10 protein-coding genes and 1 pseudogene are annotated in these 10503 nt (G+C 70.9%); 8 read left to right on the top strand and 3 right to left on the bottom strand.

Annotated elements, in window-relative coordinates:
- Nucleotides 1-498 (top strand): annotated as a pseudogene (locus tag Q0116_RS04610) (adenylosuccinate lyase); the annotation flags it as partial.
- 7 nt (nucleotides 499-505) lie between these two features.
- Here Q0116_RS04610 and Q0116_RS04605 read toward each other — a convergent pair.
- On the bottom strand, nucleotides 506-1156 hold the full coding sequence (locus tag Q0116_RS04605; protein ID WP_297885956.1) for an SDR family oxidoreductase: 651 nt from the start codon (nucleotides 1154-1156) through the stop codon (nucleotides 506-508).
- 90 nt (nucleotides 1157-1246) lie between these two features.
- Between Q0116_RS04605 and Q0116_RS04600 the strand changes: the two genes are divergently transcribed.
- The 5 genes from Q0116_RS04600 to crtI all read left to right on the top strand — a co-directional run bounded on the left by Q0116_RS04600 (nucleotide 1247) and on the right by crtI (nucleotide 5495).
- Entirely contained in the window at nucleotides 1247-1600 is a 354-nt protein-coding gene (locus Q0116_RS04600) for a zinc ribbon domain-containing protein (protein WP_297885954.1), read from the top strand.
- A gap of 49 nt (nucleotides 1601-1649) precedes the next feature.
- A complete protein-coding gene (locus tag Q0116_RS04595; RefSeq protein ID WP_297885952.1) occupies nucleotides 1650-2438 on the top strand; it encodes a sensor domain-containing protein in 789 nt (262 codons plus the stop codon).
- A 42-nt stretch (nucleotides 2439-2480) separates the two neighbouring features.
- Complete coding sequence (locus tag Q0116_RS04590) at nucleotides 2481-3149, top strand: hypothetical protein (protein ID WP_297885949.1); 669 nt, start codon at nucleotides 2481-2483, stop codon at nucleotides 3147-3149.
- Nucleotides 3150-3827, top strand: a complete 678-nt coding sequence (locus tag Q0116_RS04585) for a metal-dependent hydrolase (protein ID WP_297885948.1) — start codon at nucleotides 3150-3152, stop codon at nucleotides 3825-3827.
- 84 nt (nucleotides 3828-3911) lie between these two features.
- Nucleotides 3912-5495 (top strand): NAD(P)/FAD-dependent oxidoreductase, encoded by a 1584-nt coding sequence (gene crtI / locus Q0116_RS04580; protein ID WP_297885946.1) that lies wholly within the window; start codon nucleotides 3912-3914, stop codon nucleotides 5493-5495.
- Nucleotides 5496-5531: 36 nt separating this feature from the next.
- On the opposite strand, the gene Q0116_RS04575 is transcribed toward crtI, so the two are convergent.
- Complete coding sequence (locus Q0116_RS04575; protein ID WP_297885944.1) at nucleotides 5532-6065, bottom strand: PAS domain-containing protein; 534 nt, start codon at nucleotides 6063-6065, stop codon at nucleotides 5532-5534.
- Nucleotides 6066-6341: 276 nt separating this feature from the next.
- Between Q0116_RS04575 and Q0116_RS04570 the strand changes: the two genes are divergently transcribed.
- Together Q0116_RS04570 and Q0116_RS04565 are read left to right on the top strand one after the other, a co-directional pair.
- Entirely contained in the window at nucleotides 6342-8102 is a 1761-nt protein-coding gene (locus tag Q0116_RS04570) for an L-lactate permease (protein WP_297885943.1), read from the top strand.
- A gap of 134 nt (nucleotides 8103-8236) precedes the next feature.
- The gene (locus tag Q0116_RS04565) at nucleotides 8237-9763 is read left to right on the top strand and encodes an Ig-like domain repeat protein (protein ID WP_297885942.1); all 1527 of its coding nucleotides are present in this window, start codon (nucleotides 8237-8239) and stop codon (nucleotides 9761-9763) included.
- Nucleotides 9764-9937: 174 nt separating this feature from the next.
- On the opposite strand, the gene Q0116_RS04560 is transcribed toward Q0116_RS04565, so the two are convergent.
- A partial coding sequence (locus Q0116_RS04560; protein ID WP_297885939.1) for a hypothetical protein occupies nucleotides 9938-10503 on the bottom strand: 566 nt, incomplete at its 5' end.

Raw genomic sequence — 10503 nt, 5'->3', positions numbered from 1 at the left:
CACAAGGTGAACCCGATCGACTTCGAGAACAGCGAGGGGAACCTCTCGAAGGCGAACGGCGATCTGACGTTCCTCGCCGACTACGTGACGAGCTCGCGGCTCCAGCGCGACCTCTCCGACTCCACCGTCAAGCGCAACGTCGGCGCCGCGCTGGCGCACTGCCTGATCGGCTACTCGAAGGCCGCGGACGGGCTCTCGAAGGTCGTCCCGAACGAGACGGTCATGCGCGAGGAGCTCGACGCGACCCCCGAGGTGATCGGCGAGGCCGTCCAGACGATCCTGCGCCGCGAGGGCGACACCGAGGCGTACGAGCGGGTGAAGGCGCTCTCTCGCGGCCAATCGGTGACGATCGACGACTTCCACGAGCTGTTCGCCGACCTCGACGTCGACGACGCGGTCCGCGCGGAGCTACAGGCGCTGACCCCGGCCGGCTACACCGGAGTCGCCGACGAGCTCGTCGACGGGGTCGGCGACGCGGGCGGGTCGACGAACGAGTAGCGACGCTTCAGCGCTTGCGAACGTCGATCTCTCGCGTCGCGATCCCCTCGTGGTCGACGAGGCGGCGGTACTCCGCGGCGAGGGCTGCCGCGTCGATCGCTGTCGGTCCGGCGTCGGGACGGACGGGGGAGCCGATCCGGACGTACGTGACGGACACGTCGTCAAGGGCCGCGTCCAGCGAGAGCGCGAGCCCCCGGGCGGCCGGCGCGACCGCTCCCCACTCGACTTGCGCCGTCACGGGCGGCTCCGCGAACGTCGTCCCGCTGAAGAGAACGGTCCCCTCGGTCCCGCGGAGGTCCGGCAGCGCCGCGCGGACGCACGCCATCGACCCAGCGACGCGCACGTCGAAGAGTTCGCGGAGCCGGTCGGCGCTCGCGTCGTCGACCGGGTTCCCGCCGCCGCCCGACGCGTTCAAGACGAGCACCTCTGCGGGACCGAGCTCGTCGCGAACGCGTTCGAGGGCCGCCTCGACGGCAGCGCCGTCTGTCACGTCGGTCGGGATCGCGACGGCGTCCCCGCCGAGGTCCGCAGCGAGCGTGCGCACGTACTCCTCGGAGCGCGCCAGCAGCGCGACCGCGAACCCGTCGTCGTGGAAGCGCCGCGCGACGGCGGCCCCGATTGTCGGGCCGACGCCCGCGATCACGGCGACTCGCGTCATACCCGATCGGGGCGGCCGGCAATCATATACGTTGGGTTGCGGCGGGTGAGGGCACAAGGCGTTTACCGCTCGCTCGCGGATCCGGGCCCGATGCCCTCCGAAACCGACGACGAGAAGTACTCGATATTCGGCGACGACGAACTGATCGAGAACGAGGCCGATGACGAGCGCGAAAACCGGCGAAGCGACTCCGGCAGCCGCGGCGACGGGCCCCGGTCCGACGAACGCCGCGACTCGCTCGGCAGGAGCGGCGAGGACGGCTGCCCGAAGTGCGGCGACACGGAGACGGAGACCGACGAGATCGCCACTAGCGGGACGGGACTCACCAAGATGTTCGACGTCCAGAACCGGAGCTTCGTGGTCGTCTCCTGTACGAACTGCGGCTACTCAGAGCTGTACAAGGGGCAGTCGTCCGGCGACGCGATCGACTTCTTCCTCGGCTGAGGCGGACCGGGAGCGACCGATTTTTTTCTGACGAGCGACACGTCACAGTATGGTCTCCCTCCGACCGCTCGCCGCCCTCCCGGTCGTCGGCGTCGTCGCCGACGGCCAGACGTATCGCCACCTGCTGTACCTGCTCGTCGCGCTCCCGCTGGCGTTCGTCTACTCGGGGTACGTCTCGTTCTCGCTCGTGTTCGGACTCGTCTTTTCGGTCGTCCTCGTCGGGATCGGTGTCCTGATCGTCGCGGTGATCGGCTCGCGGCTCGTCGCCGGCCTCGAACGGTGGCTCGCGAACCGGCTGCTCGGTACCGAGCTGGTCGCGCCGGACGACTTCCTCGCCGCCGCGGACGACGGGAGCGCGGGAGCGACCGCGAGCGTCCGGGCGTACCTCGCGGCGCCGTCGACGTGGCGGGGGCTCGGGTTCCTCTCGCTGAAGCTCTGGGTCGCGCTGCTGGCGTTCGCGCCGGTCCTCGTCCTCGGGAACGCGCTCCCGCTCGTCGCCGCGCCGGTGCGGTACCCGTTCGCCCAGGAGTTCGGCGAGGTGAACGGCGAGCCGGTGGTGTGGACGATCGACGCCGCGCCCGAGGCCGCCCTCGCGGCCGCGGTCGGCGTCGTCGGGGTCCTGCTCGGGCTCCACCTGACGAACCTGATCGCCGGCGGCGCTCGGCTGATGGCCGTCGCGCTGCTCGGCGTCGACGGCGGGGCGGACGCAGGCGGCGAGGCCGACGCCGTCACCGTGGACCGCGAGGCGGTCGACCGGGACGGGAGCGACGACAGTGAGACCGTGGCGGCGGGCGACAGCGACGCCGGCGCGGCGGGCGATCGAGACGGGGCGAACTGACCCGCCCGGAGCGCTTATTCGCCTCCGAGCGTCAGGACCGGTATGGCCCCGACGCTCGTGAGCGCGGCCGTGGGCGCGCTGCTCGCGGCCGCGCTGCTGGGTCGCGCGTTCGACCGGCGCGCGGTCGCGGTCGTCGTCGCGGCCGCGCTCCTCCCGGGGCTCGACGCGGCGGCGAGCCTCGTGGTCCCGGGCGCGACCAACGCCCTCCTCCACGCGGTCTGGGTCCCGCTCCTCGCCGGCGGACTGCTCTACTGGGACACGGCGCTGCGGCCGGCGTCGGTCCTCCGCGGGCGCTTCGGTCACCGCGGCGCGCGGATCGCGTGGGTGGCACTCGCGTCGTACGCCGTCGCCGGGATCGGCGCGGCGCTGTTCGCCGGCGAGGGCGCGTCGCTCCTGTACCCGCTGGAGGACGCGCGCTACGTCGTCCGCGGGCGGCTGGTGTTCTCGACGCGGGAGGGCGTCGTCCAGACGTTCCTCGTTTCGGGAGCCGAGGGCGGCGGCGCGTTACCGCTCCGGAGCGTCGGCGGCGCGGTCGCCGACCCGGTCGCCTCGTGGGTGAACCCGGACGGACGGCCCGGGCTCGACGCGAGCGGCGCCCGCGAGTTCCGGTTCGTCGAGGCGGGGTGGCAGTTGGTCGTCGTCGCCGCCGCGGTCGCGACGCTCGCCGTCCGGTTCCGATTACGGCGCCGGGACGGGGAGGTGACGCGCTGAATGCCCTCGACGATCGTCCACGCCGGGTTCGCGCTGCTGCTCGCGGCCGCGCTGTTGCGCGACTCCCTCGACCGACGGGCGCTCGCAGTCCTGCTCGTCGTGCTCGTCCTGCCGGAGGCGGACAGCTTCCTCGGGGCGGTCATGCCCGGCGCGCACCGCACGGTCGGGCACAACTTCGTCTTCCCCGCGGTCGCCGCGCTGGCGCTGTGCGTCGACACCCGGATCCGGGAGCGGTCGTGGGTCCGCGAGCGGCTCTCGCCGCGGTGGATCGCGGTCGCGTGGGTGGCTCTCTTCGTCCACGTCTTCGCCCACATTTCGCTCGACTGGACGCACCTCGACGGGGTGAACGCGTTCTGGCCGCTCCGCGACCGGTTCTTCCAGTTGGCGGGCGAGGCGTTCTACTCGACGGCCGACGGGTTCGTCCAGACGTTCGTCGACGTGCGGATCGACCCGGAGACCGGGACGCGGACCGTCGACGCGGGCGCGGGCGGCACCAGCGAGTCGGTCCACGTCAACAACCCCGTCCAGCCGCGCGACCCGGACCTCGACGTCGAGGAGCCGGTCGACCGGCGGTTCCCGGTGGCGAACGCCGGGTGGCGGCTCTACCTGATCGGGCTGGGGCTGTTCGCGCTCGGCGCGCGGCGGCTCCAGGGCGACGGCGTCGCGGACGGCGACTGATACGAGGGCAAAATCGCGGGACAGCGGCGGCCCTAACATGGTATGACCGCAGGGTAAACCTCCCCGAACGCGTACGACGACGTAATGACACCCCAACCGGACGCGGACCTGTCGGGCGAGCCGCTCGCCGGGGAGTCGATCGCGGTCGTCGGAGCCGGCTTCGGCGGGCTCTCGGCGGCCTCGTACCTCGCCGGCGCGGGGGCGGACGTGACGCTGTTCGAGCGGAACGAGCACCCCGGCGGGTACGCCGGACGGATCGAGCGCGACGGGTTCCGGATCGACACCGGCCCGTCGTGGTACCTCATGCCGGAGGTGTTCGACCGCTTCTTCGAGCACTTCGGACGGTCGACGGACGACTACTACGACCTGGTGGAGCTCGACCCGCTGTACGAGGTGATCTGGAAGGACGGCGACCGCGCGTCGATGCCGGCCGACCGCGAGGGGCAGAAGGCGCTGTTCGAGTCGTACGAGCCGGGCGCGGGCGACGTGCTCGACGACTACCTCGCCGACGCCGCGGAGGCGTACGACCTCGGGATGGACCGGTTCGTTTACCCGAGCCGGTCGCGGCTGCGCGACATGGTCGACACCGACGTGCTCCGGTCGGGGCGGGCGCTGCCGAAGCTCCGCGGGATGGACGACTACGTCGGCGACTACTTCGACAGCGAGAAGCTCCGGCAGATCGCGGAGTACAAGCTCGTCTTCCTCGGCGGCTCGCCGTACAACACCCCGGCCATCTACACGCTGATGAGCCACGTCGACATGAACCTCGGCGTCTACCACCCGATCGGCGGGATCGCGAGCGTCGTCGACGCGATGGCCGACCTCGCCCGCGAGGTGGGCGTCACGATCCGGACGAGCGAGCCGGTGACCGCGATCGAGCCCTCGGTCCCGGCGGCGACGCCGACGTTCACCGTGGAGACGGAGCGAGACGGCGCGGACGCCGCGACGGGGGAGACCCGCTTCGACCGCGTCGTGGCGAACGCGCCGCCGCCGCACGTCGAGCGCGACCTCCTCCCGGCCGGGACCGTCGACCGCGAGTCGTACTGGGAGTCGCGGACGTACGCCCCCTCCGCGTACCTCTCGTACATCGGCGTCGAGGGCGACGTCGACTTGGACCACCACACGCTCGTGTTCCCGACCGACTGGCGGCCGCACTTCGACGACATCTTCGACGAGCCGGCGTGGCCGGACGACCCCGCCTACTACGTCCACGTCCCCTCGAAGACGGACCCCGAGGCGGCGCCCGACGGCCACGAGGCCGTCTTCCTGCTCGTCCCGCTGGCGGCCGGCTTGGACGACGACCCGGAGACGCGCGAGCGGTTCCGCGAGCTGGTGTTCGACGACCTGGCGGAGCACGCCGGCGTCGACTTCCGCGACCGGATCGTCTTCGAGGAGACCGCCTGCGTCTCCGACTTCCGGCAGCGGTTCAACGCGCCCCGCGGCACCGCGCTGGCGCTGTCGCACACGCTCGAACAGACCGGGCCGCTCCGCCCCGCGCACCGCGCGCCCGGCGTGGACGGGCTCTACTACGTCGGGGCGTACACCAACCCCGGAATCGGGATGCCGATGTGCCTGCTCAGCGGCGAGCACGTCTCGGAAGCGGTCGTCGAGGACGCGACGGGGAGCGGCGTGCTCCCGTCGGTCGTGCCGACGTCGACGCTGCGCTGAGGGGCGCGGGGGTGAGGAGAATCATCACTCCGTCGACTATCCGTCCGCGTCGGCCGCCTCGATCGGCTCCGGCTTCTGGGCGGCGATCCAGTGCGTGACCGTGCCCGCGTCGCCGAACAGCGGTCGCAGCGAGACGCGACTCGCGAAGGGGGTCCCGTCTCGGCGTCGGTTGCGGAGCTCGACGGTGACCGTCGACCACGTCGAGAGCGCCTCGCGGAAGTCGGCGCGCGCGTCCGCGTCGGGGTCCGGTCCCTGGAACAGCCGGGGGTTCCGCCCGCGGAGCTCGTCGAGCGCGTACCCCGTCCACTCCCGGAACCAGCGGTTGACGTAGACGATCGGCGTGTCGCGGTACGCCGGCCCGGTGAGCGTGAGCCCGAGCGGGAGGTCGTCGAGCGCGCGGACGCGGTCGACGAGCATCGCCTCGCGTTCGGTCCGGTCGGCGGGGTGCTCGGAGTCGGTCGGGTCCACGTCGACGTCGAGGTCGTGCTCGTCGACCAGCGCCGAGACCCGCGTCCGGAAGGCGCCGCGGTCGGCGTCGATCGCCGCGAGGACGTCGCGTCGAAGCGTCACGCGCACGCTTGGTCGCGCGGCGACAAGCCGGTATCGGTCGCGGTTGGCGGGCGGCGGCGGAAGGTGACGGCGGCGGGCGACAGCGGCGCAAGTCGAACGTCGATCGCGGACGCCGCGCAGGCACCCGATCGGCGAGAATCGGCCGTGGCGTTTATTACACAGATAATTCACATAGACCGACATGGGTCGACGGAGAAAGTCGGCGGACGGCGCTCGGTTGCTTCGGACCGCGGCGGCGAGGGAACGTCTCGACCGCGACGCGGGAGGTGAACGGCGATGGCGCTAGGCGCGAGCGCGCCGCTGGCGCTGGTGCCGCTCGTCGTCGTCGCAGCGCTCCTCGTCGGGCTCCTGTGGCCCGCGTCCCGAGCGATGCCGGTCGCGTGGGCGGCGGCCGCGGCGGTGGCGTTCCTCGCGTGGGGGATGCCCGTGGAGTGGATCCTCGCGGCCTCGGTGAGCGGCGCGATGGCGGCCGTCGAGATCCTGTGGATCGTCTTGGGGGCGCTGGTGCTCTTGTACACGCTGATGAACTCCGGCGCGGTCGACCGGATCAACGCCGGCTTCGCGTCGATAAGCGACGACCGGCGCGTCCAGGTGGTGCTGCTCGGGTTCTTCCTCGCGACGTTCATCGAGGGGGTCGCCGGCTTCGGGACCCCCGCGGCCGTGGTCGCGCCGCTGCTCTTAGCGCTCGGGTTCCCGGCGTTCGCCGCGGTCGTCGCCGCGCTGATCGGCCACGCGGTCGCGACCGTGTTCGGCGCGGTCGGGACGCCGATCATCGTCGGGTTCGAGCAGCCGCTCGGCGCGGTCGCCGACGCGATCACCGGCGGCGGCTTCGAGTCGGTGGCGACGTACTCGACCGCCGCCGGCGGGTGGGCGGCCGTGTACAACGGACTGCTCGGGCTCTTCATGCCGTTCCTCGCCGTAGCGATGGTCGTGTACTTCTTCGGGGCGACGGACCCGGACGAGCGGTCGCTCGGGCCCGCGCTCGCCGTCGCGCCGCTGTGTCTGTTCGCCGGGGTCGCGTTCGCGGTCCCGTACGCGGCGGCGGCGTGGTTCGTCGGGCCGGAGCTCCCGTCGCTGATCGCGGCGATGGTCGGCGGCGGCGTCGTGGTGGCGACGCTCCGCGCGGGCTACCTGCTGCCCGACGAGGAGTGGGAGTTCCCGCCGCGCGAGGAGTGGCCCGACCACTGGGTGGGCGGCATCGAGCCGGGCGGCGAGAACGGGTCGACCGAGGCGAGCGTCGGCGCCGAGGACACGGCGACGGGTGCGGGGAGCCTCGAGGGGGACGCGGAGATGTCGCTCGTCCGCGCGTGGTCGCCGTACGTCGCGCTCGTCGTCCTGCTCATCGGGACGCGCGTGATCGGGCCGGTCGCGACGTTCCTCCAGGAGGGGCCGGGGATGACGATCGTCGCGTCGGGGGTCTTCGGCACGACCATCGACGGGGCGATCGGCTGGGCGTACGTCCCCGGGACGTGGCTCCTCGTCAGCGCGCTGCTCGCGGTCCCGGTGTTCGGGATGTCGGCGGACGGCGTGACGAGCGCGTGGCGCGAGGCCGGCGAGAAGATCGTCTCGCCCGCCGTCTCGCTGGTGTTCGTCATCGCGATGGTCGAGGTGATGCTCCAGACCGCGGCGCACCCGGGTGCGACCGCCGACGGCAGCATGATCGTCGTCCTCGCGGACGCGACCGCCTCGACGTTCGGTGGCGCGTACCCGCTCCTCTCGCCCGCCGTCGGGACTCTCGGCGCGTTCATCGCGGGCTCGATCACGGTGAGCAACGTGACGTTCGCGGCGTTCCAGTTCGAGATCGCGCGGGAGCTCGGCCTCTCGACGCAGCTGCTCGTCGGGGCGCAGACGATCGGCGCCGCGATCGGCAACACGATCGCGATCCACAACGTGATCGCCGCGCTCGCCACGGTCGGGCTCGTCGGAGAGACCGGCCGGGTCGTCCGGCTGAACCTGATCCCCGTCGCCTACTACATCGGCTTCGGCGGACTGCTGACCGCGGGGTTCGTCTACCTGCTGTTCCCCGCGGTGTTCTGACGGACGGTAGGACGGAAGGCGGCGACCGTCGCCTGCGAACCGTCCTACCGTCCGGCTTCGGTTCGTCGAGCCCGCAAATGATCGGCGAGTGAAACGAACGTTATGTGCCTGCGTCCCAGAGGGCTGGACGAACGATGCGCACCACCGCCGCCGTCGCCGCCGTCGCGCTGCTCGTCGTCCTCGCCGGCTGTGGCGGCCTGAGCGGAGGGCTCAGCGGAGCGGAGCCGCTCGGCGACCCGTCCCCGTCCATCGAGTCGGTCTCCGCGCCCGAGTCGCTCGGCCACGACGAGCGCGCGACGGTCGAGGCGACCGTGCGGTGGGAGGGGATCGCGGACGGCGGCGACGCGGCGAGCGCGGGGAGTTCGAACGAGACACTCGGGCCGGTTCGAACGACGGTCCGGGTCGACGACGCGACGCTGCTCGCCGAGAACCGGTCCGTCCCGGCGAACGGGACGATGACGGTGACGGCCGTGGTCGACGCGGCGACGCTCGACCCGGGCGAGCACGAGCTGCGGGTGTCCGTCGGGGAGGCGAACGCCACCCGGCGGCTGGTCGTCGAGGAGCCGCGGGCGGCGACGTTCGTCGTCTCCGACATTGACGCCCCGGACAGCGTCGACTACGGGGCGGCCCTCTCCGTGACGGCGACCGTGACCAACGCCGGCGACGTGGCCGGCAACCAGACGGTCCGGGTTCGATACGGGAACGCCGCGAGCGCGAACCGGACGGTCGCGCTGGACGGTGGCGCGGAGACGCGGGTGTCCGTCTCCTTCGCGGACGTGCGACTCGACGGCGGTGACCACCCGCTCGTCGTGACGACGGCGGACCGGACGCGGGAGCGGACCGTGTCGGTGGTCCACCCGAGCCCGTACGGGAAGACGACGCTCGGCCTCTACGTCGACGACGACGCGGTCGACCGGAACGTCACCCCGGTCGTCGCGGCCGCCACGGGGTACTGGGAACGAAACGACGAGCGCTACCTCGGCTACCCGGTCGCGTACGAGCGGGTAGCCGACGCGGACCGCGCCGACGTCGTCCTCCGGTTCGACCGCGTGGACCGCTGCGGGGTGGAGGACGGCGACGCGCGGTACTTCGGCTGCGCCGACCTGCTCGTCGACGAGCCGCGGACGCCGATGACCGCGACCGTCGAGCCGAACGTCTCGGACGCGGAGATGAACGCGACGATCATCCACGAGCTCGGCCACGTGCAGGGACTCGAACACGGCGAGGAGCCCGCCGGGCTGATGAGCGCGACCAGCACGCTCGCGACCCATCGCCCGGTGAAGGTCCACCTCCGCGCCGAGAGCGGGGAAGTCCCGACGCAGGTCGAAGGCGAAGTCGCCGAAGCGCTCGACTACTTCGCCGCCAGCGACGACATCGAGGGGAGCGACGGGTTCGCGTGGGAGTTCGTCGACAGCGCGCGCGACGCCCACGTCCAGATCACCTACGACGACCGCGGCGACGTCTGCTTCGCGGACGGCGGGGGGTCCTGTACGGTCGACGGCGAGTTCTACGGTCAGCAGGACGTGCGCTTGGAGGGGTTAGACGGCGAGGTCGTCGCGTGGCACGTCGGCGCGTCGCTCGCGCCGGTGCTGTTGGAGGAGGTGCCGCCGGAGCTCTCGGGCGAGACGGACCGCCGGGAGCGGGAGGCGTGGCCGACGTGAGCAAAAGGACGGTGGAAGCGGCGCGGGTGACAGAGAGCTCGCCCTGTGGCGGCTGCGACCTCATTGGGGGACCCTCAATATCCGGACGAGAAAATCAAATGCGTGGGCAATGAGGTAATACTGTACTAAATTCGCCGGCGCTGCGTGCCGTTAGTAATGCTCGTGTAGTGGTCCTTAGTGCTGGATCTGCGTCGAATCTAGCATCCCTGGGGATACTCTGGATATGAGGCTGATCGCAGTGAGCGTCAGGAGGAACCCAGCCCGACTCGGGAACCTGTCCAACAGATAGTTCTGACCGAACAGTTCGGCCGGGAGCGGTCCCGAGATCGCAAACAGTTGAACCAGGAAGCCAGATGCGAGGCCCGCCAACCCTATCTTAGTCCTCACGGTGCGCTCGGCTTTTGCTACGATCTCAGATCGGATCTCGCTTGATTTCTCAAACGTTTCCTCCGCGAGGATTTCAGGAGTGTAGAAATTAGAAATGGCAATTTCAAAGCTTCCAACCGCACCAATGACGAGTCCATAAACCATAGAGTCCATCTGAAACCCGAAATCATACACAACAAGTATCAGACCTGTTTTCCAGACGGGCCCGGTGTTTGTGAGTTCAACATACTGCTTGGCGAGAATTGATCTCGTGACAGCAACGTCCTTTTCATCAGTGTCAGCAGGTTCTCTGAAATCGCTGGAAAGGAGCGGTAACAAGTAGTCTCTAACAATTGCTTCCTTTCGGTTGAGAT

It is taken from the genome of uncultured Halorubrum sp. (assembly GCF_937146585.1).
GTDB classification, from domain to species: domain Archaea; phylum Halobacteriota; class Halobacteria; order Halobacteriales; family Haloferacaceae; genus Halorubrum; species Halorubrum miltondacostae.
The sequence above is the reverse complement of the archived record's forward strand: the minus strand, read 5'-3'. Positions and strand labels throughout refer to the sequence as shown.

Bases quoted from the DNA above. Each gene is read 5' to 3' on its own strand.
- Q0116_RS04605 (WP_297885956.1), bottom strand. From the start codon at position 1,156: ATGACGCGAGTCGCCGTGATCGCGGGCGTCGGCCCGACAATCGGGGCC.
- Q0116_RS04600 (WP_297885954.1), top strand. From the start codon at position 1,247: ATGCCCTCCGAAACCGACGACGAGAAGTACTCGATATTCGGCGACGAC.
- Q0116_RS04595 (WP_297885952.1), top strand. From the start codon at position 1,650: ATGGTCTCCCTCCGACCGCTCGCCGCCCTCCCGGTCGTCGGCGTCGTC.
- Q0116_RS04590 (WP_297885949.1), top strand. From the start codon at position 2,481: ATGGCCCCGACGCTCGTGAGCGCGGCCGTGGGCGCGCTGCTCGCGGCC.
- Q0116_RS04585 (WP_297885948.1), top strand. From the start codon at position 3,150: ATGCCCTCGACGATCGTCCACGCCGGGTTCGCGCTGCTGCTCGCGGCC.
- crtI (WP_297885946.1), top strand. From the start codon at position 3,912: ATGACACCCCAACCGGACGCGGACCTGTCGGGCGAGCCGCTCGCCGGG.
- Q0116_RS04570 (WP_297885943.1), top strand. From the start codon at position 6,342: ATGGCGCTAGGCGCGAGCGCGCCGCTGGCGCTGGTGCCGCTCGTCGTC.
- Q0116_RS04565 (WP_297885942.1), top strand. From the start codon at position 8,237: ATGCGCACCACCGCCGCCGTCGCCGCCGTCGCGCTGCTCGTCGTCCTC.